Annotated in this window: 18 protein-coding genes; 12 read left to right on the top strand and 6 right to left on the bottom strand. The window is 58.9% G+C overall.

Going from position 1 to position 22,231, the window contains the following annotated elements:
* Nucleotides 1-130: 130 nt before the first annotated feature.
* The 5 genes from ACVWXF_RS00410 to ACVWXF_RS00430 all read left to right on the top strand — a co-directional run bounded on the left by ACVWXF_RS00410 (nucleotide 131) and on the right by ACVWXF_RS00430 (nucleotide 5,717).
* The gene (locus tag ACVWXF_RS00410) at nucleotides 131-1,603 is read left to right on the top strand and encodes a cellulose synthase (RefSeq protein WP_457473338.1); all 1,473 of its coding nucleotides are present in this window, start codon (nucleotides 131-133) and stop codon (nucleotides 1,601-1,603) included.
* Between the two features lie 256 nt (nucleotides 1,604-1,859).
* The gene (locus ACVWXF_RS00415; RefSeq protein WP_457473339.1) at nucleotides 1,860-3,647 is read left to right on the top strand and encodes an MBL fold metallo-hydrolase; all 1,788 of its coding nucleotides are present in this window, start codon (nucleotides 1,860-1,862) and stop codon (nucleotides 3,645-3,647) included.
* Between the two features lie 54 nt (nucleotides 3,648-3,701).
* Complete coding sequence (locus ACVWXF_RS00420) at nucleotides 3,702-4,457, top strand: ABC transporter ATP-binding protein (protein ID WP_011432379.1); 756 nt, start codon at nucleotides 3,702-3,704, stop codon at nucleotides 4,455-4,457.
* A gap of 196 nt (nucleotides 4,458-4,653) precedes the next feature.
* Nucleotides 4,654-5,229, top strand: a complete 576-nt coding sequence (locus tag ACVWXF_RS00425) for a TIGR04376 family protein (protein WP_457473340.1) — start codon at nucleotides 4,654-4,656, stop codon at nucleotides 5,227-5,229.
* Between the two features lie 191 nt (nucleotides 5,230-5,420).
* A complete protein-coding gene (locus ACVWXF_RS00430; RefSeq protein WP_414407870.1) occupies nucleotides 5,421-5,717 on the top strand; it encodes a PipX family protein in 297 nt (98 codons plus the stop codon).
* Nucleotides 5,718-5,778: 61 nt separating this feature from the next.
* On the opposite strand, the gene pheS is transcribed toward ACVWXF_RS00430, so the two are convergent.
* Nucleotides 5,779-6,780 (bottom strand): phenylalanine--tRNA ligase subunit alpha, encoded by a 1,002-nt coding sequence (pheS, locus tag ACVWXF_RS00435; RefSeq protein WP_011432376.1) that lies wholly within the window; start codon nucleotides 6,778-6,780, stop codon nucleotides 5,779-5,781.
* A gap of 133 nt (nucleotides 6,781-6,913) precedes the next feature.
* Nucleotides 6,914-10,300 carry a ribonucleoside-triphosphate reductase, adenosylcobalamin-dependent gene (gene nrdJ / locus ACVWXF_RS00440; protein ID WP_457473410.1) on the bottom strand — a complete coding sequence of 1,129 codons (3,387 nt, stop codon included), beginning with the start codon at nucleotides 10,298-10,300 and terminating at the stop codon, nucleotides 6,914-6,916.
* Between the two features lie 391 nt (nucleotides 10,301-10,691).
* On the opposite strand from nrdJ, the gene ACVWXF_RS00445 reads away from it, so the two are divergent.
* The 3 genes from ACVWXF_RS00445 to ACVWXF_RS00455 all read left to right on the top strand — a co-directional run bounded on the left by ACVWXF_RS00445 (nucleotide 10,692) and on the right by ACVWXF_RS00455 (nucleotide 14,755).
* Complete coding sequence (locus tag ACVWXF_RS00445) at nucleotides 10,692-11,906, top strand: site-2 protease family protein (RefSeq protein WP_414418684.1); 1,215 nt, start codon at nucleotides 10,692-10,694, stop codon at nucleotides 11,904-11,906.
* Between the two features lie 194 nt (nucleotides 11,907-12,100).
* On the top strand, nucleotides 12,101-13,405 hold the full coding sequence (locus ACVWXF_RS00450; RefSeq protein ID WP_457473341.1) for a M16 family metallopeptidase: 1,305 nt from the start codon (nucleotides 12,101-12,103) through the stop codon (nucleotides 13,403-13,405).
* A gap of 60 nt (nucleotides 13,406-13,465) precedes the next feature.
* Nucleotides 13,466-14,755 carry a M16 family metallopeptidase gene (locus ACVWXF_RS00455; RefSeq protein WP_457473342.1) on the top strand — a complete coding sequence of 430 codons (1,290 nt, stop codon included), beginning with the start codon at nucleotides 13,466-13,468 and terminating at the stop codon, nucleotides 14,753-14,755.
* 3 nt (nucleotides 14,756-14,758) lie between these two features.
* Here ACVWXF_RS00455 and cynS read toward each other — a convergent pair whose 3' ends face one another.
* Nucleotides 14,759-15,205, bottom strand: coding sequence for a cyanase (gene cynS, locus ACVWXF_RS00460; protein ID WP_457384078.1), 447 nt, complete (start codon nucleotides 15,203-15,205; stop codon nucleotides 14,759-14,761).
* 316 nt (nucleotides 15,206-15,521) lie between these two features.
* Between cynS and ACVWXF_RS00465 the strand changes: the two genes are divergently transcribed.
* Nucleotides 15,522-16,562 carry an o-succinylbenzoate synthase gene (locus ACVWXF_RS00465; RefSeq protein ID WP_457473343.1) on the top strand — a complete coding sequence of 347 codons (1,041 nt, stop codon included), beginning with the start codon at nucleotides 15,522-15,524 and terminating at the stop codon, nucleotides 16,560-16,562.
* Here the strand turns inward: ACVWXF_RS00465 and prfB are convergent.
* A protein-coding gene (gene prfB / locus ACVWXF_RS00470; RefSeq protein ID WP_414406725.1) for a peptide chain release factor 2 occupies nucleotides 16,559-17,690 on the bottom strand; the annotation gives its coding sequence in 2 pieces (ribosomal slippage) (nucleotides 16,559-17,617 and nucleotides 17,619-17,690; 1,131 coding nt in all). The two genes, ACVWXF_RS00465 and prfB, sit on opposite strands and share 4 nt — an antisense overlap.
* A 245-nt stretch (nucleotides 17,691-17,935) precedes the next feature.
* Here prfB and ACVWXF_RS00475 point away from each other — a divergent pair.
* Entirely contained in the window at nucleotides 17,936-18,058 is a 123-nt protein-coding gene (locus tag ACVWXF_RS00475; protein ID WP_457473344.1) for a hypothetical protein, read from the top strand.
* A 247-nt stretch (nucleotides 18,059-18,305) separates the two neighbouring features.
* Nucleotides 18,306-18,629 carry a DUF4359 domain-containing protein gene (locus tag ACVWXF_RS00480; RefSeq protein WP_414419846.1) on the top strand — a complete coding sequence of 108 codons (324 nt, stop codon included), beginning with the start codon at nucleotides 18,306-18,308 and terminating at the stop codon, nucleotides 18,627-18,629.
* Between the two features lie 60 nt (nucleotides 18,630-18,689).
* On the opposite strand, the gene ACVWXF_RS00485 is transcribed toward ACVWXF_RS00480, so the two are convergent.
* Together ACVWXF_RS00485 and ACVWXF_RS00490 are read right to left on the bottom strand one after the other, a co-directional pair.
* Entirely contained in the window at nucleotides 18,690-19,811 is a 1,122-nt protein-coding gene (locus tag ACVWXF_RS00485) for a methyl-accepting chemotaxis protein (protein WP_457473345.1), read from the bottom strand.
* 282 nt (nucleotides 19,812-20,093) lie between these two features.
* Entirely contained in the window at nucleotides 20,094-21,311 is a 1,218-nt protein-coding gene (locus ACVWXF_RS00490; RefSeq protein WP_457473346.1) for an HD domain-containing phosphohydrolase, read from the bottom strand.
* A gap of 187 nt (nucleotides 21,312-21,498) precedes the next feature.
* On the opposite strand from ACVWXF_RS00490, the gene pth reads away from it, so the two are divergent.
* A complete protein-coding gene (pth, locus tag ACVWXF_RS00495; RefSeq protein ID WP_457473347.1) occupies nucleotides 21,499-22,173 on the top strand; it encodes an aminoacyl-tRNA hydrolase in 675 nt (224 codons plus the stop codon).
* Nucleotides 22,174-22,231 lie beyond the last annotated feature (58 nt).

Raw genomic sequence — 22,231 nt, forward strand, 5'->3', positions numbered from 1 at the left:
GGTTTTGCTGTTGCTGATTCCTGAACTTTTTTCGTTCTTGAGGATTGGGGCCAGCCGGAAGAGAAGAGGAGCTAGGGATCCCTGACCACTTAGGGGCGAAAATGGCAAAAGCACGGAAGGCAGAAAGCTGATGCGGGTGTATTTGTTTCGCTGGGCAGGGTTGCTTCACCTCATTGCCGGGGTGATGTACCTCTACTGGCGACTGACAGCCGGGTTGATGGATTTGGGATCCCTTTTGTTTTGGGGGGCAGAGCTGTATGTTTGGCTGGCGGCGGTGGGCTTCACCCTCAGCCGCTATCCCCAAGTGCCGAGAGAGACGATCCCATCCCCAGAGGTCCTGCGGCGGTCGTTTTTCCAGTTACCGCGAGTGGATGTGCTGGTGATGCGCCAGTGGGATTCTCTGGAGGCAACCCGGCAGACGGTGCTCTCGGCTCTGCACCTCGACTACCCTTGGGAGCGGTTGTTTGTCCACATTGTGGATCGGGTAGAGGATGAGGAGATGGCCAAGGCGGCCCGGGCCATTCCCTGCGAATACTGGGCCTGCCCTAGCCCCACAGCCGACCCCCTGGCTTACGCGATGGGATCCCCTCATATCCAAGGGGAGTATCTCCTCCTAGTACAGCCGGGCCATTTTCTCGAGCGGGACTTCCTGTGGCAGACCTTGCCCCACTTTTACGACTCGCCGGAGCGGGCTCCAATTGTCAACCGAACTGGCTTTGTGCAGGCAATGCTGCGCACCCTAGGCCAGCCCAGAGCCGTTCACCCACTGCAGCAGCTCTTGGCGGTGGGATCCCAGGGCTACCAGGCGGCACCCCTGTTGGGTTCTGGCTGTCTCATCCGGCGCAAGGCTTTGGAAGGGATCCCGCGGATCGACATTCGTCGCCCTGTGCAGTTGGGGTGTCAGATGCACTGCCGCGGCTGGCAGTCTCAATTGGTTCGCCAAACCCAGGTTACGGGTGTTTTGTTGCCCTTGCGCAACCGCCGCGTTGCTTTGCTGGCTTTGTTTTCGGCCTTGAGGGAAAATCCCTTCTGGGGCAAGCCGACCACACAGCAGCAGCGCTTTCAATACCTGTGGCTGGCCCTCTGGGCTGCCGGTGGGATGGCGGAGCTGGTCTACTTGGCGGTGCCGATGGTCTTTCTCTGCACGGGGTGGATGCCGGTGCCGGCCTTTGACCGGGTCTTCTTCGCGTGGTTTTTGCCTTATGCTCTCCTAGGGCGCATCAGTTGGCTCTTGGCCTTTCCCCCGCATTTGTGGGGGGCAGCTTGGCAGTCGGAACGGCAGACGGGCAGCCAGTTTTTTCAGTCCATCCAGGCGCTGGTGCAAAGTCTGCAGGGAGTGCCCCCCTATCCCGAGCAGCCTTCCCAGCTCTCCTTAGGACCTCAGGCTCTGGCTATTGTGCTGACTTTTCTGGCTATGGGGGTGGGATCCCTGCGTTTTGCCGGCAGTTGGGATCCCTCTTGGCCTGAGCTGCTGTTTGGCTTGGTCTGGGCCTTCTACAACCTGATGATCCTGACGGTGCGCCCCGACGATCACGATTTTGCCGGCTTTGCTTTTCTCAGCAGCAGCGCCGCTGCGGCGACAGAAGAGAGCGCCGACCCATAGGCTGCCAAGCCAAGACAAGTTCATCGCAAAACCAAATCCCCACATCCATTCAGCTGCTGCATGGATGAAATGGCAGGCTGCCGCGGCAGATGGTGGGCAAACGCTATGCTGTGAGAAGTGTAGGATAAGTGGATCGGCACAGGTTGTCTCCAACTCTCCGGGGAGGTGTACCGGTGGAGAGGGGGGATCCCTGGCCAAGTCGCCCCTCCTGTTTGCAGGATTGAACGCGGTCTTCTAGGTTCAGAACGACACACCTGTGGAGTCAGAGAGACCCCCCCTTCGACTGCTCCCCCTGGGTACGGATCCCCGTCAACAGGGCTGTGCCTATTGGGTGGAGATCGGATGCCACCGTTTGCTTCTCGATTGCGGGTTGCCCGCTCCTGCCCTCTTTAAGGCTCTGCCAGGGATCCCGGATGCGGTAATCTGCAGCCATGCTCACTTTGACCATGTGCAAGGGCTACCTGCTTTTCATCGTCGTTACCCTCAGGTACCTCTCTACGCCACGCCGGTGACTGCTCATTTGGCCGCTGGTCTGTGGGAGTGTGGCGTTTGGCCAGGCTACGACCGGGACATTCGCTTTCCCCCCTTTCGGGCGCTGCCTTTGGGCCGGGCGCGAGAGATTTTGCCCCATCTGATGCTCACTTTCTTTGCGGCTGGGCATCTGCCGGGAGCGGCGGCAACCCTGCTGCAAAATACCCAAACCACTCCGGCCCAAGCCTGCGTGTACACGGGCGACTGTTCCCTGGCCTCAACTCGCTTTGCCCCCGGCTTGGATCTCATTGCTTTGCGCCACTGGCAGCCGGACGTGTTGCTCATCGAGGCTTCGCTGGGATCCACCCGCCATCCACCCCGTCGTCACCTGGAAAATCGCCTGGTGGAGCGGTTGCTCAGCGCCTTGGAAGCGGGGCAAACGGTGCTGTTTCCCCTGCCAGTGTTGGGGTTGGGGCAGGAGCTGATCTTTCTCCTCAAAGCCCACCACCGCTTTACCCAAGCCCCCCAAGAGCTCAAGATATGGGTGGCGCCGGGGCTGGCGGCAGGCTGCAATCTCTACGAGCGCTTGCTCACCTACCTGCCGGAGCCGGTGCGCAATTTCGCCACCTACCAGCCCTTGTTCTGGGAAGACCGCCTGCAGCCGCGGGTTCAGCCCCTTACCGAAGCGGATCCTCTGCCCCAAGGCTTGCTGCTGTGCGACGCCGATGCCGGGCCTGAGGCTTGGGATCCAATTTGGTCGAGGTTGTTGGCCCAACCGCAGCGCTCCTGTCTGCTGGTGCGGCTGCCAGAGGTGGAACTGGCTACCCCGTTTGAGCGTTGGCCGGCGCCGCTGCGCTCCCGCATTGCCGTTGAATGGATAACCTGGCACAGCCACAACGATGTCGGGCATCTCACCCAGATCATCCACACCTTTCGCCCCCAGCATTTGGTCTTGGTTCACGCCGACCCCAAGCAGGCTCAGGATCTGGCGGATCTGCCGGAGCTGTGCAATCGCTACCATGTCCACTGCCCTCAGCCTGGGCATTGGCTGGAGTTGCCCGATGGGCACCTACAAACCCCAGTTAGGCTCGCGGAGCTGAAGGCCGGTTCCCCCGCCGAGATCAGGGATCCCCCTTTGCGCTATGAGGGGGAGGTGGAAGAAGTTTGGCAGGAGCAGGGGTCGCCGCGGACTTTGGCGGGGGTACAGGTGCGTCTGCCCCCCCAGATTACCCAGGATCCCCGTTGGCCGGCCTGGGCCGATACCGGCCTGGTGGAAGCCCGCTGGCAGGGATCCGAACTGGTGCTGCGCGGCCTTTCTCCACGGGAGCTGATCCGCCCGGCAGAGGCTGCCCCTTCTCCAGCAGGGATCGTGCCGCGTCCAAAACAGCCTTCTGTATCCAGTCATCACGGTGGCAAAAAGTGCCAAAATTGTCGCTTTGCCCGCCAGATCTTGACTTCCCAAGCCCAAGCCTTTCGCTGCGATCAGGAACGCTCTCCCCTCTACCGCCTCAGGGTGGATCCCCAGGGGAGCTGCCCCTACCATCAGCCGCAGGAGATCCGCTCTTCCGGTTAGCCGTCAAGCCAGGGAAGCCCAAAGGCTAGAATGGGGCAAGTCGCGGTGCCAACCATGCTTGAGCAAGATTCCTGGGCAAATCATCGCCGTGGGCCGGTCGGATCCCTGGAGCGCCCAGCCGAGGCCTTGGCTGCGGCCAGCCCGCCCGTAGTGCAGATGGTTGGGGTGAACAAAGTCTATCCACTGCCGGAGGGCAGTTTTCAGGCCCTCTACGATATCGACTTGGCGATCCAGCCGGGAGAGTATTGCGCCATTATGGGGCCCTCTGGATCCGGCAAATCCACCCTGATGAACCTCATCGGCTGTTTGGATCGGCCCAGCTCAGGGCGCTACTGGCTGGATGGGGTGGAAGTTTCCACCCTGACCGATCGCGATTTGGCCCACATTCGCAACCAAAAAATCGGCTTTGTCTTCCAGCAGTTCCATCTCCTGCCCGTCCTGACAGCGCTGGAGAACGTCATGCTGCCCTTGGCCTATGCTGGGATCCCGGAGCCGGAGCAACGCCGGCGGGCCAAGCAAGCCCTAGAACAAGTGGGCTTGGGGAGCAAACTGCAGCAGCGTCCGGCCCAACTCTCCGGCGGCCAGCAGCAGCGGGTGGCGATTGCTCGTGCCATTGTCAACCGACCCCAACTGTTGCTGGCTGATGAGCCGACTGGGGCTCTGGATAGCCATACCGGCCAGGAAGTGCTGAACCTTTTTGCGGAGCTCCACCGGCAGGGCATCACCCTGGTCGTGGTCACCCATGACCTTGAAGTAGCCCAGGCCGCCCAGCGCATTATCCGGGTTGGAGATGGCCGTTTGCTGGATTGAGAGGGATCCGCCTGGGGGCAGTTGGGTTCAGGAGAGTTCCCAGTTGCGGTGAACTGGCGTGCCGGATGGATCCCTGGCCTCACTTTGGGTGAAGGTCGAAGGGAATGTCTTAAACGGGCATGGGATAACCCTATCTAGGATGGCCCAGCTTGGGCTACTCTAAACGCAACTGAGGGCTTGGGAAGAGGATCCGTCCATGAAACTGATCGAAGATATCATCCGGTTTTTGGAAACCCGCCTGGAAGAATTTCTCAGGGCCCACCCCGAGATCGAGCTGCAAGCCCTCGATGAGCAGTTGCGCCAGCAGGAATCGGATACCCTGCGGCTGTTGCAGGAAAGCCGCGCCCAAGAGGAAGCTCTCCAAAAAAGCATTCTCAACTTGGCTGAGGAGATCAAAACCTGGCACTTTCGCATTGAGAAGGCGCAGCGGGCCAATCGCCCCGATCTGGCCGAAGGAGCGCGACGCCGGGAGGCTGAGCTGTTGGAGAGGGGCAGCCAGCTATGGGGTCAAATGAAAGCCCAAAAGGAGAAAATCCAACAAATGGAAGCCCTGCTGCCGCAGATTCGCCAGCGCCGCCAAGAAGTGAAGGCTAAGCTGCAGGAGGTAAGAGCCGCGCAAGCCAAAGGCATCGACAACCCGGACCGGAATTTCAGCCCTTGGGGAAAACCTTTCGAGGCTTGGGATGAATTGGAAGAGCAATTTCGTCAGCTAGAGGTGGAAAACGAATTGAATGACACGAAGAGGAAGGTGCAGGAACAGCAGCGGCGGTAACAGCCTGACCCAAAATCTTGTTAGTTTGCTAATGTTGAATCCAGTCGCAACAGCCAAAATCGAGCTGGGCGGAACTTGTGATTTAAGCCCTTGGTCTCAAGAGCCATAGCCACATCATTTCCAGAACTTTCTCTGGCACCGACCGGGAAGAAAAGTCTCTCCTCTCCCCCAAGAGTGATACGCTATTGGGCATGAATGAGTTGTATCTGAATCACCCCACATTTGGTCTGCTCTACAGCCTGTGTCAGGTCGGCGAAAATCAGGCTCTCTTCACGACCCTTTACGCCCAAAGGCTCTTTTTTCGGGTTTACTTCAGGCCGCCGGATAACAGCGGGGATCCTGCTGCCATGGAGGAGTTGGTCTTCGATCCGATTAGCCGTAATGAGGCTCGCCAGCTCATCGAAGAGCAAATGCGCCTGCTGCGCCGTGCTGCCCGCCAAGATGAGCTAGAACAATTGCAGTTGATCTACAAGCAAACCTTTTCCTGACAGAGGTTTTTTCGAAGGTCTGGCACGGCTGAGGGTGAGGGTTTCGTCCCCCAATAGCCACCTAAAACTGAGACAGAAAGCGCAGGTCGCTGGTATAAAACAGGCGGATATCCTGAATGCCGTGGAGGAGCATGGCCATCCGCTCAATGCCGATCCCTGCCGCAAATCCGGTGTAGCGCTCCGGGTCGTAGCCCACCGCTTGAAATACATTGGGATCCACCATGCCGCAGCCGAAGATTTCCAGCCATTTCGAGCCAAAGCGCACGTCCATCTCAGCAGAAGGCTCGGTGAAGGGAAAATAGCTGGGCCGAAAGCGGGTTTCTCGCTTGCCCAATAGGCGGGTGATGAAAGTGTTGAGGGTGCCCTTCAGGTCGGAAAAGGTGAGGTTCTCGCCCACCGCCAAAATTTCCATCTGGTGAAACACAGCGGAGTGGGTGGCATCCACGGTATCGCGGCGCATCACCCGACCGGCATGCACAATGCGTAGCGGCGGCTGGTGTTGCTCCATGTAGCGCACCTGCACCGAGGAGGTTTGGGTACGCATCAGATAGCCATTGGCCAGGTAGAGGGTATCCTGCATATCCCGCGCCGGATGGTCGGCAGGGGTGTTGAGGGCCTCGAAGTTGTAGTACTCCGTCTCGAGCTCAGGCCCATGCACCACGGTGTAGCCCATGCCCACAAAGATATCGAGCATGCGGTCGATGGTGGCCTGCAGCGGATGGATCCGCCCCAGAGGCCGACGGGGCCCGGGCATAGTGACATCCAGGCGCTCTGCTTCTAGGCGGGCCAGCAGTTGAGCTTCACCAAGGGCCTGTTTGCGCTGCTCCAGACTGGATTGGAGGGCCTCTTTAAAGGTGTTGGCCAAAGCGCCAATGGCAGGCCGTTCTTCTGGGGGCAGCTTCCCCATTCCCCCCAAGATTTTGGAGAGCTTACCTTTCTTGCCCAGGTAGTCGATGCGGATCTGTTCCAGAGCCTCCAGACCGTCAGCTTGTTCCACTTGGGCGAGGGCCTCGCTTTGCAGGGTGAGAAGCTGTTGGCGAAGCGTGTCTTTTTCGTCTTGCATGGGGCCGATTCCAAGGGCAGAAGGGATCCCTGGGGTTGTGAGGAGTCCCTACAAAGGTATCACAGCAGGGAGCTCGGTCGCGCCTTTGCATCCGATGGGGTTGGTCGGCAGCAGGGGGAACCCTTTTGGGGAACTAGCTCTGAGGCGCCGAATCTGGCAACAGACACCCCAGAGCGTCACACCCTGCCGGTCCCTCTGCTGCCAAGGTAAAGTTGCGGTCGTAGCGGGCCAGGGCCGCGAAGAAGTTATCTGTCCGCCGTCTCTTTTTGACCTCGGCCACCAGTCGTTCGTAGGTGGGCTTGTCGATTTTCTCAAAAGGCAGGCGGGGGAAGGGGGCATCGAAGCGGGCCAGCAGCGCTGCGCTGATGTAGCCCTCGTCGTCGCGGATGGCTTCGTAGATACGGGATCCCAGAGCTTCCACCTCGTCCTCCCGCAGCTCGATGGTGGCGGAGGTGTTGTGGGTGGTGTAGTACTTCTGAACCTGCATATAGAAGTCAAACTGGGCCAGGGCCGAGAATTGCTCGATCTCGATCTGGCCAGCACCGGGCAGGTTGGCCCATTCTACTTCCACAGGCAGTTCCACCAGCCATTCGGTACAGCGGGGATCAAAGGGGTCGTTGAGCAAGTTCCCGTTTTCATCTTTGTCCGCCTGAGCAGGTACCACCGAGTAGCCATAGTCCAGACAGGCCAGCGCCACCGGGTCATTTTTGGCAAAGGTGATGCGGCGGATGTAGCGTTGGGCTTTGGGCGGGTGCCAGCCGGGAGAGGCGTTGGTGAGCAGCGACTTGGTGCCGGCGGGCTGAACCGTGGTGCAGCGGTTGGGGCGGCGCAGGCTGTGGCGGTCGCAGTAGTCCCAGACCACGCGGTGGACGATCTCCTTCCAGCGGCTGAGGTATTCCCGCTCCTGCTGCTTGAATTCCTTCCCGATGGGGGTATCGGGTCTCCCTTCCTGCCACCAGCGCAGCCATTCAACCCCAAAGGCTTTGACGCAAAAGTCGAACAGGCCTGTGAACGAGACGCCGACGATGGGATCCCATTCCCGCGAACGCTGAAAGCGGGGTTCCACAAAGCGGTGGTGGAGTAGGGCTGCCACCGTGAGGGCTCCCGCCGTGAAGGCTTCCTCTTGCTCTTGCCGGTTGTGGGGATCCAAACGGTTGAGGTGGATCTCGGCCAAGTTGCAATGGAATGTGTGGCCAATAATCTCGCCACAGTTGTGGACAACAAACCCATTGGCATCAAAGCACGCTGGGCCGGGGACAGTACAGTCATACACCGGCTCTACCCCGTCTGCCTCAAGGGCAGCAACCGTCACAGCAAACCGCTCTCGGTTGAGCTGGCGCTTGTAGCCATTCAGCAGTGCCTCTAGCTTTTGGGCTTTGTGCGGTTCCCGAAAGCCGACCCATTCCTGGAACAGATGCAAGTTGTCGTTGGCAATAACCAATTCGTGCTGGGCTTTGCAAGCGTATGGTGCAGGTTGGCGAGCACTGTTCGGCAGCAGGCGATATCCAGCAGGACGGCGATTCTCATACAAAACCGCAATGATGCCCAGCCGCGCCAGCATGCGCTGAACCGCTTTGAGGGTACCCAGATGGCTTTGAGAGAGCCGCACGCTAACCCCTTTCTCCTGATTACCTTGCACGCTGCCATCCGCATCAAAGAGCCCGCACAAGAAGCCTCGATGAAACTGGAAGCTGGTGGCTTCGAGCGCCTCTGTCATCTGCTTTTGTCCGGGCCTCATGCCGAACTGGGCCGCCAGTTTTGCCAACCCCCTGGAGCCGATAACCCGCAACCCAAGCTGCGCATAGTGATATGCCTCTGGCTGGCGGGGCTCGTAACCCACTGCCGTTTGCAAAAGCTGAATCGCATACTGGCTCATTTCGGCTTGGGTATCTTGCCAATAGCGTAATAAAGCCGTGTCGTTCCACGGGGTTGCCGTAAGGCTACCGTCACCCAGCAAATTCCCCAAAAGCCAGCCTTCTTCCCAGGTACCCGCCCCATCCCACGGGGTGAGATCGCGATGGTTGTGCAGCAGGATGCGGTCGCCCGGTTGTAGGCTTTCTGCCGGTACCCACTCGGTGTATTGTGCCTTTTGGGTTTGAGCGGTGACTTTGAGAACCCGATGGTTGCCTGTCAGCCGCAGAGAGAACCCTTCCTTGGTCAAAAGCTTCAGCACAGGCTTGGTACCGGAGTAGAAGAACCCCTCCGGTGTGGTACTGAATAGTTCTCCATTGACATAGGTGCTGTGCTGCTTCCCAATCAGGTCTCTCACCTGGCGCGGCCCATCGCCCGTGTGCACCCAGGTATCGGCTGTCACGCAGGGATTCAGCCCATAGCGCCACAGGCGATCCTGAAGTTCCTCTTCCCCTAGGGAGGGATCCCGTCCCTTTAGCCATTCTCGGGCCGTTCCTGCCTCATAGGCTTTGAGAAAGTCGGGTTTTAGGTCGGGTGGGATAAGGTCGCAATTGGCCCGTGCTACGGCTTCCCCGGCCCACTGGATGGCCCCCTCGCCTGAGTAAAACTGCTTCCGCACGGCCTCAACACATTCTTCCCGCGTCGGCTTGCGGTGAAACACCCGCGTGTGGTTGGCCATGCGCAGGGCATCTCGCTCGGGGTCAATTCTCCAGTTGCCGTTTTCGTCCTGCTGCCAGAGGTTGTCTTTGGCGGTGGATCCCAGCTGGTCGTCGGCAGCAAACTGACGAATGCCAGCGCTACGACGAATGTTTCCCGCCACCACCACCACCGCCGCCTCGTCGATGAGCAAACAGCACTCCACCGAGTTCAGTTGCCGACCTACCGCCCTGTTGAGGATGGCGGCACAGCGCTCGTACAAGCCGGGCAGCTTAATGGGGTTGGCTACGCCCCCAAACCCTTTCAGCCGCTCCCCAGCCGGGCGGACATCGCTCAAGTCCACTGTCACTTCCACCTGGCCCCCAAAGCTGGGATCCGACGCCAGCTCCAGCAGCGCTTGGTAGGACTCCACCCAGCCGCGGCGGCTGTCCCCCACCTGGATGTGCACCTGGGATCCCTGCCGTTGGATGCGGGTGTGCTCCTGCCGCTCTTCGGGAGGGGTGGTGCCGATGGATCCCTTCACGTGAACCCGCAGGCGGTTGACAATGGGGGGCAACTGGCGGATGAACTGGGGTTCCAGCACCGCTCCCGTGCCGCAGCCCATCATGGCCAGATCCATCATCAGGCCAAAGGCCCGCCAGTCCACCACCGCCAAACTGGTGCAGTTGTAGGCACCGGAGAAGTTTTCCGGCTTCTGGATCCAGTCGGTGCCCATCACCCACAAGGCTCGACCGGAGATCAACGCCTTCAACTGCCGCTGCAGACGTTCTACCAACTGCCGCTCCTGAGGGGTGAAGCGCCCCAACCGGGCAATATCGGCCAAGGTGCGATCGCAAACCTCGCTCCAAGTCTCGCGGCTGCCATCTGGGCGGCGACGGCTGTAGGTGCGGTAGAACACCGGGCTGGCCGCTGGGGCTGTGGCCGGAAACTCGCCTGGAGGCGCGGCTCCCATCGTCTGGGCGGGATCAAGTCCCTGCACTTCTTCGCTCTGTTCGCCTGAGTGGGACGAAGTCCACACCATAGTCACACCTCTTCTGCAAAGCTCGGTAGTTCCGACTCTTGAGCGCCGGTTGGCAACCCCGCCGACTCAATGTCCAACCACGTTATCACAATCTTCGGGGGTCTGGTGTTGTAGGTAGTGTTGTGCTCTGAGAAGATCTTTAAGAGCCTCTAGGGATAGGGCAGGCCCGCTGTCTGCCGGGGGAGCCGCAAGGGAACGGAAGGCCCGGCAGAAGGGCTACAGTGGAGAAGAGGGATCCCAAGTTAAGGGGCTGCTTGTCGTCTTCAACGGCACCTTCCTGGGCCTTCTCCCCAGTGAGAGCTGTGTAAGGAGTTGTATCGTCATGACCAGTCGCCTGCGCATCGGTAGCTTGTGGGGGATCCCCTTTTTCATCGACTACACCTGGTTCCCGGCGGCCCTCCTGCTGGTGCTCTCCTACGGGGTGTTGACGGCGATGGGGTTGTTTCTTTCTCTGCTGGCCCATGAGTTGGCCCACAGCTTGGTGGCCCGCGCCTATGGGGTACGGGTTAACTCGATAACCCTATTTATTTTTGGGGGTATGGCGGCGATTGAGCGGGAAGTTCCCCGCCCCCTTGGGGCTTTTTGCGTGGCGGTGGCAGGCCCTCTCCTCAGCTTGGGTCTGTTTGTTTTCTTCAGCGTGGCCCGGGCTTGGGCTGTGCCGGAGTCGATGCTGGCCTCAACCCTCACCAGCTTGGCTGCCATCAACCTGACGATTGCCCTGTTTAACCTGCTGCCGGGCCTGCCTCTGGATGGGGGGCAAATGCTCAAGGCGGCCATCTGGGGTTGGACAGGGGATCGGCAAAAGGGTATGCTGTGGGCGGCCCGAGCCGGCCAGGGGGTGGGCTGGGGTTTGGTGGGGCTAGGTCTGCTGGTGGTATTTTGGGGGAGCCTCAACGGCCTCTGGGTGGGGTTGATCGGCCTGTTTATTTTGAACACCGCCCGCCGCTACAGCCAGTACGCGCAACTGCAGCAGGTGCTGGCCCGCCTGAAAGCTGCAGATGTGATGACCCGCCAGTTTCGGGTTTTGGACGCGAACATGAGCCTGCGGGAGTTTGTGGATCGCTATCTGGTGCCTTCTTCTCTCAGGCCGGAAGCTCCAACTCAGCCGGCGGACGTTTATTTTGCTGAGGAAGATGGCCGCTACCGTGGGCTGGTCAGGCCAGAATTGCTCAACGACATCGAGCGCAGCCAGTGGGATCGCCTCACCCTCAAGGCTATTCTCAAGCCGATGGAGCAACTGCAGGGGGTACGAGAAGAGACCCCCATTCCCCAGGTAATTCAGATGATGCGCCAGGCAGAACCCCGCCGCATTTTGGTTTTCACGCCCACCGGCGCCATTGCTGGCTTGATCGACCGGGGGGATGTGGTGGCCATGGCTGCCCGGCAGTTGGGGGTCGTGCTGCCCCAAGAGGTGGTGCAGCGGGTGCGCGATAGCGAAGAATGGCCCCCTGGATTTCAGGTGGAGGACAATCTGGCCGGAGAGGGATCCCCCAGTCTGGCTTGGCAGGGATCCCCGGATTTCCATCAAGAGCCTTAGTTGGGGAGATGGGTGGACAGGGGGCGGCCCAAGGCGCCTAGGTTCTTCCTCTTCCACAAAAGGTTCCCCAAAAGGGGCGGAGCGTTTTGCCTCCGCAAGCCGGGGAGAGAAGACCAAGAAAAGTAGTCTCAGATACTATTTCCGGGAGACCCTCTCCATCTACAATTAAGACTGTTCTCCATCAATTAAGAATTTTGAACCGCTTTCCTCGTCTCTTGCCCGCCTACACCCACCGACTGAGCAACGGGCTGGGCGTTATCCTTCATCCCATCCCCATTGCCGATTCTGTAACCGTTGACGTCTGGGTACGGACAGGTGGACGCCATGAGCCGCCGGAGTGGCTGGGCCTATCCCATTTTTTGGAACACATGGTGTTTAAGGGCAGCGAGCGGCTGGCCCCTGGTGAGCTGGATTGGGCCGTCGAAGGACGGGGCGGAGTTACCAATGCTGCCACCGGCCAAGACTACACCCATTACTACATTACGGTGGCTGCTGCTGACCTAGCGGATACCTTGCCCTACTTGGCAGAGGTGGTTTTGCGGGCCGGGATCCCGGATCCAGAGTTTGAGCGGGAGCGGCAGGTGGTTCTGGAGGAAATTCGCCGCGCCGCCGACAACCCTGATTACACGGCCTATCAGCTTTTGATGCAGACCGCCTATGGGGAGCATCCCTATGGACGACCGGTGTTGGGCACACCGGAAAGCTTGATGCAACTGACCCCTGAGGTGATGCGCGCTTACCACCGCGCTTGGTATCGGCCTGAATCCATGACGGTGGTGGTGACGGGTGGCATCGATCCTGAGCAGGCGTTGGCCTTGGTGGAGGAGCAGTTTGGCGGCCCTGCCGCCGGGCCAGCACCGGTCAGCCCCCCCATTCCGCCCCAGCCTCGTCCCCAAGGGATCCTGCGCCGGGAGAGCGACCATGCCCGCTTGGAGCAAGCCCGCCTGAAATTGGCCTGGCCTACCGTTGGCATTGACGATTGGCAACAAGCCTGTGGCCTGGAGATGTTGGCTTCTCTGCTGGGAGATGGCCGTACTTCGCGGCTGGTGCATCTGCTGCGGGAACAGCGGGGCTGGGTGAGGGCCATTGGCTGTTCTTCGCTGGTGCTGAAGGAGGGGGGACTGTTTTGTATTGGGGCTCAGCTGGAGCCGAAGGATGTGGCGCGGGTGGAGGCGACGATCCTGCACGAGGTTGAAAAGCTGCAGCAGGATGGCATCGGCCAAGCGGAGTTGGATCGCACCCGGCGTATGCTCACCCATGAGTTCCTGTTCTCCGCCGAGTCCCCCAGCCAATTGGCGGGCATCTATGGCTACTACGAGACGTTGGGCGGGGTGCAACGCATTCAAGAGTACCTGGAGCTGGTGCAATCCTTTACTCCTGCTCAGATCCGGGAATTGGCCCAGCAGTACTTGTCTTTGGAGGCCTATGTGGTCACCGTTCTCAAGCCGACTGCCCTGGGTACAGCGGCGGCTTCGGAGCTGCAACTGGCTTGCCGTTAAGCGCCGCCTTGGCGCTCCGGACTCTTGATTTTCGGATTTTGGACGGGATCCCTTGCCTGCATGAACTCTGCTCTGCTTGCCACCCAACGTGGCCGTTTACAGCGCGTCCTTTTGGCCAATGGCATCACGCTGTTGCTGGGCCAGAACCCAACGGTGGAGATCTTAGCTGCCCACTGTTTTTTCCGCGGTGGTAGCCGGGCAGAGCGGCCGCAACAGGCGGGGGTGAGCCACTTGATGGCGGCTGTCCTCACCAAAGGTACGCATCGGCGCAACTCCCAGGCCATTGCTGCTGCGGTGGAATCGCTGGGAGCCTCGCTATCGGTGGACAGTTCTGCCGACTATTTCGAGGTGAGCCTGCGCTGTGTGGCTGCCGATTTCCCGGAGTTGCTGGATTTGCTTGCGGAGACGCTGCGGGATCCCAGTTTTCCTGAAGAGGAGGTGGCGCGAGAGCAGGGGTTGATGCTGCAAGCCATTCGCGCCCAGCAGGAACGGCCTTTCAGCCTGGCTTTCGATCAGGTGCGACAGGCCCTCTATGGGGATCATCCCTACGCCCTGCCGGGGTTGGGACGGCTGGAAACGGTGGGATCCCTGACCCGCGAGGATTTGGTAGCCTATCACGCGGCCTACTGTCGTCCAAATGGAATGGTGATGGTGGTGATCGGCCCAGAGCCGCCGGAGCAAATGGCTGCCCAGGTGGAAGCGGCTTTGGGGGACTGGGTTGTTCCTGGCCCCTCTCCAGAGGATCGGGATGTTCCCCTACCCCCTCTGAGGGATCCCCAACTGCTGAGGTTGCCCCAGCCCACTCAGCAGACAACAATCTTGATTGGGTTTCGCGGATCCCCTGCTGCTTCTGCGGATTATCCGGCCCTGAAACTGTTGGCCACCTACTTGGGGAGCGGTCTATCCAGCCGTCTGTTTGTGGAACTGCGGGAGCGCTGTGGCCTGGCCTATGAGGTCTCGGCTTTTTTTGCCGCCCGCCGGGACCCCGCCCCTTTTGGGGTTTACATGGGCACTGCAGCAGAGAACACCCAGGTGGCTCTGGAACGCCTACAAGCAGAAATCCACCGTCTGCAGGCCAATCCGCTCGACCTGGCAGAGGTGGAAATGGCGCAGCGCAAACTTCTGGGCCAATACGCCCTCAGCAAACAAACCAATGCCCAGGTGGCCCAACTGGTGGGCTGGTACGAGATTTTGGGTTTGGGCATGGAGTTCGACCAGCAGTATTTGCAAAGGGTCAAGGAGCTCACCCCAGAGCAGCTCCATCAAGCTGCGAAAACCTACCTGACCAACTCGGCCATCGCTCTGGTGGGGCCGGAAGCGGCCTTGGCAGAAGCAGAGCCGATGTTTTAACTGCTACCACTTTTTATAGGGCAGGAACTTACCAGACATAATCACCTTAACACGATCTCCTTTAGGATCCTCTTCCTTTTCTATGTCTAGGGTGAAGTCAATAGCGCTCATGATTCCATCGCCAAACTTTTCATGAATCACGGCTTTGATTGGCATGCCGTAAACTTGAACAATCTCGTAAAAGCGGTAAATTAAGGGATCCGTCGGCACCACTGGCCCTAAGCCTTTCAGTGGGCATTCGGTCAATTGTTTAGCGACAGCGGCGTCCAAGCCTAAGATTTCGGCAATTTTGTTTGCTTCTTCTGCGGAAGCACTGGCCTGACGATAGAAGACCGCTGCAATCCACACCTCATCCCGGCCTATTTTCTCTTCCAAGTCAGCAAAAGTTAATCCCCTTTCAGCTTTGGCTTCCAAAAGCTTTTTGGTGATTTCGGGAATGGCTGTACTCATCATCGACTCCTAAGTTTTAGCTGTGCAGGCAACTCAATCTGGATTTACCACCCAAACCCGAACCCGCGATTCCTCAGTGGCACAGGTTTATTGGGAAAAGTGATGCTCTATTCAGAATCTGCTGCTTTTTTCCTTAATCATACGTAAGGAAGCACTTCTTAGGGCAGGAAGATACGCTATGTCTTCAACTCAATTCTGTAGTTTCAGCTACAGCAAGAACATCAGTCCCGCTATCTCGCTTGCAACATTTCTCTAATCTTTGAGATGCTCTACTTGTAGCTCCTCACTCTGAGGATCCTTGGAAGCGGAGAAAAAGGTGCTAGGCTTTGCGTTCTGCCTGTATCGGCGCCCCCTTCGGCAGCCCCTGCGCACCCACCACGGCCTGTGGTCTATCCGGGAAGGGATCCTGATCCGACTTACAGATCGGGAGACAGGCTGTCAGGGATATGGGGAAATTGCTCCCATCCCTTGGTTTGGCAGCGAGACCTTAGAGCAGGCTCTGGCGTTTTGTCGGCAGTTGCCCCCTCTTTTGTCGGAGGCGTATATTTTGGGGATCCCAGAAGCACTGCCGGCCTGCCGGTTTGGGTTGGAAGGCGCTTGGCTGGCCTGTCGGGATCCCGATTGGTTGAACAAGGATCTCTCTCTACTCTCTTTCTGTGAACTTTTGGGGGAGACCCTGCCGCCGGAATCTTACAAGGACTCCTACAAGGACTCCGTCCCACTCACGCGGTCGGTGTACAAGCTCAAGGTGGGGAGGGATCCCATGCAGCAGGAGTTGGAGAAGCTGGAGCAATGGCTGGAGCGGTTGCCACCAGGATCCCATCTGCGTTTGGATGCCAATGGGGGACTAGGGCTTGCGGAGGCCCACCGGTGGCTGATGGTTTGTGATCGGCTCAACCAGGCCTCGCCGGTCAAGATTGAGTTTTTGGAGCAGCCTCTGCCGCCGGATCAGCACGCCCATTTGGTGGAGCTCAGCCGCCAGTACCAAACCCCCGTTGCTTTGGATGAATCGGTGGCCTGCCTGGAGCAGTTGCAAGCGATCCATCGGTCAGGATGGAAAGGGATCCTGGTGGTGAAGCCATCTTTGGTGGGCTCCTGCATCGCGCTGCGGGAGTATCTCAGCCGCCATCCCGGCCTGGATCTGGTCTTTTCTTCGGCGCTGGAGACTCCCATCGGCGCCTGGCACGGGTTGGCTTGGGCGGGATCCCTGCAAGCCAAAACCGCCTCTCCCCGGGCCGTGGGATGGGGGGTAGGGGAGTTTTTCCAGGAAGGGGATCCCCTGACCTTGACCCAGCTCTCAGCCCAGGAGCGGGCTGCCCTCATGCAGGCGGTGTGGGAGCGCTACAGCCGGCCCTAGACTGCGGCGGCCTGTTGTTTGGCGTATTCCTGCCGCAGATAGGCCTGGATAAAGTGCATCAGCTCCTCCGGCTCGCCGTTCATAAAGGCCTCGACATTGTAGGTTTCGGCGTTGGTGCGATGATCTTTGATCAGCTTGTAGGGATCGAAGGTGTAGGTGCGAATACGCCCCCCAAAGCCCTGAGTCACCATCTCGCCGCGAATCTCGGCCAGCTTTTGTCTGCGTTTTTCTTCTTCCATCTCGATCAGCTTGGCCTTCAAGATCTGGATGGCCCGCTCTTTGTTTTGCAGTTGGGAGCGCTCTTCGGTACAGCGCACGGCAATGCCGGTGGGCTTGTGGATCACCCGCACTGCTGTTTCCACTTTGTTCACGTTTTGGCCACCTGCTCCACCCGAGCGGGAGGTCTCGAACTCCAGATCTTCCATCTTCAGCTCATACTCGCTTTCCTCTTCCAGGATCGGCATCACCTCTACGCCGGCGAAGCTGGTTTGCCGTTTGCCGTTGGCGTTGAAGGGGCTGATGCGCTCCATCCGGTGGTTACCCTTCTCGGCAGAGAGATAACCATAGGCGTAGGGGCCTTCGATCAGCAGGGTGGCGGACTTGATGCCGGCTTCGGCACCTTCGGAGTATTCCGAGAGGCTGACCTTGTAGCCCTGGTTTTCGGCCCAGCGGGTGTACATTTTCAGGAGCATTTCCGCCCAGTCCTGGGCGTCGGTTCCCCCTGCACCGGCGGTGATGGTGAGGATGGCACCGTTTTTGTCGTAGGGGCCGGAGAGCAGTTGCTGTAGCTCCCACTGGCCCAACTCCCGCTCCACCGCTGCCAGGGATCCTGCTGTCTCGGCTAGGAGTTCTGGATCGGGCTCTTCTTGGAGCAGCTCGAGGGCGCTGGCGGCATCTTCCAGGCGATCCTTCCAGCGGTGCACCTGATCCCAGGAGGCCTTGAGGCTGTTGAGCTTTTGCAGGTGGCGGCGGGCTGCCTCTACATCATTCCAAAACTGCGGCTGCGAGGCTTCTTGCTCTAGGATGGCAATCTGTTGCTCCAAGTGGGGCAGGTCAAAGATAGTCCTGAGCGTTGCTCAGGCGCAAGGTGAGCGATTCTAGGGTGCGTCTTAGATCGGCAAGTTCCATAGAGAGCAGCAAGCTGTTTGCGCGTCGGATCCCATCCTAACCTGTGGGCCGGCAACTCAATCAAGGGATGGAGCCCTTCTGTGGGGCAGTTCCTGGCCGTTCCCATTGCAACAGCATTGCGATCCCTTGTCCATAGCAACAACCCCGCCAGAGGCAGGACGGAGTCCTTTGGCTTCTGCCGAAAGATCCCTGTTGAGGTGGCTCAAGCCTATAGCAGAATAAAGAGTTCGGTTTCGGAGGCTGCGATGCTGAAGGTCTTTTCCTTGCTTTCCGGGCTGGTTTTGGCGGGAGGAGTGGCTGCTTTGGCCATCACCAATCCCACCTTAGAAGAGTATGCCTCTAACCCCCAAAACCCTGAACTTTGCTGAATTTACTGAGCTTTAGGCGGTTTGGCAAAAGTCATTGAGAGGGATATAGTAGACCAAGTTTCCCCCTGATCCTTGAGTCCACCGCAACGGTTGCCGGGAAGTGAAGGGGGAAAGCGCTCGGGGGGTATTCCTCAGGGCTTTGCGGGATACCGCCTTCCTGTTTGGACTCCGTCCCGCTGACGCGAACAGAGATAGGCAGGATGCGATCGCTTCTTTCCTGAACCATGTTCAGGAGAGTTCAGCGTGAATGTATCAGTACAGAACCCATGCAGGGCAACAACTGGCTGCCTACGCTACGCGAGAATACTGCGCTCAGATCCCGTCTTTCTTGGTCACTTTGATTGAGGAATGTCATGCCCTTGTCCGAGAGCTCCAGCCCGAACTAGAAGCTCTGTTCATGCGCCAAACCCGCCGGCAGAATTTTATCCTTTTCAGCCTCTACACCACCGATTTGTCGTTGCTCAACTTTGGCCCGCTGGGGATCTCCTTGCCCACCTACCACTTTGAAACCCTTGCCGTGGCTGGGCAATTTTATACTTATGAGACTCGAGAGGGGAAAGTTGACCCCTAGCCACCATGGCAACCTTAGGGATCAGACAGATCCAAAAGAATCTCAAACCCAAAAGGGAGGCTAGATCTGGGCCTGTTCCAACAGGGTTTGCAGCTCTTCCAGGGCCAACTGGGCCGACTGGGCCTGCTGGTAAAGGGATTGCACCACCTCAGCGCTGCTCTGGGCCGATTGCAGTGTGGATTGGCTCTGGCGCTGGATACGCTCTGCTAGGCCGCGAATGCGGTTGCTGGCTTCAGTGGTTCGCCCGGCCAATTTGCGGATCTCCTGGGCAATGGCTCCAAAGCCACCGGCACCACCGCTGCGGTTGGCCTCTACAGCCGCGTTAAAGGAGAGCAGGCGAATGTATCCTGCCACCTCCACGATCAAATCCACGATGGTGTTGATCTCCTTGAGCTCCCGCGACAACTCCTGGCTGTTGTCGGCAATTTCCTGAACTAGGCCGCGTACGGCTTCCACGCCTTCAAAGGTAGCGGCAAAGGTGGATTTGCCTCTCTCAGAGAGCACAGAACTGATTTCAATGATGCGGGCGTTAAGGCGAGCCAACTCCTCGGAGCGCTGTTGGGCCCGGCGACGTTCCATGTCTAAGGCCAGGTTTTGGTTGAGGATCTCGGCTTTTTGTCGCTCCAGATCCCGGGCATACTGGAGGCTGCGGTTTTTTTCCTGCTCCAGCTCTGCCAAGATCCTTTTCATCTCTTCCTGCTGCTCCTGTAGCTTGCGCTGGGTGGCCAGATGCACCTGGGCCTGGGCCACCAACAACACCGGCACATCGAGAAGGCGGTAGTCCTGGGATCCCAGTTGAACCACCACTGGGTCATAGATGGTCTCTTCGGGCCGTTGGAAAGCTCGGTCGGCTGCTTGGATGACATCGCAGTCGCCGGGGAGCAAGAGAAAATCCCGGCTATGGAACTCTACCATGGAGCTGATGGGCCGCTTCAAAAACACATCCAGGCCGTAGGGCTTGCTAAGCATCCACTCCAGAATGGCGCGGCGGGTCAACATTCCCCGCACCTGTGACCGCTCGTCCAGCACGATGACTCCTGAAAGGCTGCTGTCATCTTCTAGGCGGCGCACCACGTTCTCACAAGGGGTGGACTCGCTCACCTGAAACTCCACCAAGGCCAAATCGCGCAGCTTGGTGTTGATCGATAGGGTAGGAGTGGGTCGATTTGTCAGGGTAGCCATCACAGGGATCCTCGGCACACGTTGGGTACAGATGGGTTGGATGCTAATGTGTAGAGCAACACAAAAAGTCGGCCCTAAATCGGCCTTTGATGGGGTGATTCCTGCAGAAAATCGACCACCTTCAGTTTGCCCTGGGATCCCATCTCCTGCCCATAGGATTTTGCAGAATTGTGCGGGAAGGATGGCCTGGGATCCCTTCTTTGCAGTTTGCGGGGATGAATCCCTTTGGAGCTGAATGTTCTGGGTTGGTATCTTGGATCCCTGATTGATCTGGAGCTGGATTTAGCGGGTTTCTGGATAGCGGTGGTAGATTTCCAGAATTTCGCTGCGTCCTCGGTTAAAGGCGGCCACCACTTGCGGATCGAAATGGCTGCCGCTGTTGTCTTCTACAAACTGAAAGACCTCATTCAAAGCCCAGGCTTCTTTGTAGGGGCGACGGCTGGCCAAGGCGTCGAAGACATCGGCCAAGGCCACAATCCGTCCCTCTAGAGGGATCCCTTCTCCTTTGAGGCCGCGCGGATACCCACTGCCGTCGAACTTCTCGTGGTGGGTCAGAGCGATGATGGCGCTCTTTTGCATCAGCTCGGAGTCGGACTTGCTGAGAATTTCGTAGCCAATCTCAGGGTGGCGGTTCATGATCTGCCGCTCTTCTGGGGTCAGACGCCCCGGCTTTTGCAAGATGGCATCCGGGATCCCGATTTTGCCCACATCGTGCATAGGACTGGCGTAGAAGATCAGCTCTTGCTCATGGCTGGATAGGCCCAAGTGCTTGGCGATGATGCGAGAGTAGTTGCTCATCCGCTTCAGGTGAAAAGAGGTATCTTGATCCCGGTATTCTACGGCCACAGACAGACAGAAGATGGTCTCGAAGTGGGCAGATTTGAGCTCTTCCCGCAATTGGACGTTTTGATAGGCAACCGCCGCCTGGGAGGCCAAGGCTTCTGCCACGCTAACTTCCAGCTCAGAAAAAGGTTGGCTCCACTCAGCCACCTGGTCAGGAGCTAGGGGGGTGGGGTGATCCGGCTTTAGGCGGTTCAACAGTTGTAGGGCGCCGAGGATCTTTCCTGAGGGATCCCGCATGGGCACAGTGAGCAAGGAGCGGGTGCGATAGCCGGTCTGCCGATCCACCTGTGGGTTAAAGGCATAGGGCCGGTCGGCGGGCAGGCGGTAGACATCTGGCAGATTCAGGCTCTCCCCGGTGAGCACCACATAGCCCACAATGCTGGAAGGGCTGAGGGGCAGGCGCAGATCCCGCAGCTCCTCATGGCGGTTGACCACGAAAAAGCGCAGTTCCTCCCCCTCTCGGACAAAAAGGCTGGCCCCATCACAGTGGGTCAGTTCTCGGGCTTGAGCAACAATCAACTCCAGCAGCCGCTGCAGATCCGTTTCTGAGGAGAGGGCGATCCCCACTTGAATCAGACGCTGGCTGAGGCGCAGGGCATCCGAGGCATCGAATTCGGTTGTGCTGGGGTGAAGACCGAAGGGGGTGGGCAGGCTCATAGCAGGGTTGGTCAGAAGCGTTCACATTAAGCGTTCACAATAAACAATGGCGGAGTCATTCGCCCCCAAGAGTTCTCCTGCCGCCGGCTGGGTATCCGAACCTCCGGGGCGATCAGCAGCCCGAAAACACGCCAACACCACTCCAAGCAGCGATGCCTTACTTTAGCTCGAGGAGGCGAGAAACGTTGTGACCCAGGTCAAGCCCAAGGGAACCGATGAGATTTCCCTGCAGCTCGTTGTGGGCCTGGGCAATCCCGGCCCTCAATACGCCAATACCCGCCACAATTGCGGCTTTATGGTGGTGGATCGGCTGGCGCAGCGCTGGGGGATCCCGTTGGTTTTGGAGAAGCGATTCCAAGGTAGCTACGGAGAAGGTTTGGCTCTGGGGGGGAAGCGGCGCTTGCTCAAGCCGGAAACCTACATGAACCGTTCCGGCCAATCGGTGCGGGCGGTGCTGGATTGGTACAAGTTAGATCTCGCCTCTGTGCTGGTGGTGTACGACGATATGGATCTGCCGCTGGGTCGTCTGCGCCTGCGGGGATCCGGTTCTGCCGGTGGGCACAACGGCATGAAGTCCATCATTCAGCACTTGGGGAGCGAAGGGTTTCCGCGGCTGCGTTTGGGGGTGGGCAAACCCAAGGGCAGCCAAGATGTGGTCGGGCATGTGTTGGGGGGATTTGCGCCTGCAGAACAAGAGGTGCTGGAGCGGGTGTTGAATACGGCGGTAGAGGCCGTGGAGTGCTGCTGGCAAGAGGGACTGAGGACAGCCATGAACCGCTTTAATCCTCTGGATCTGTCTGGGCCATCGTCCGATTTGGATGGATCCAACCCTGCACCGGGCCAAGGCGAGGCTTCCTCCTGAGGAGCAGCTTGTCCTGGATTGCCGGTTCTGAGGGGTTTTCCAGGAGAGGAAGTGGTAA

This window comes from Thermostichus sp. MS-CIW-40, assembly GCF_054058315.1.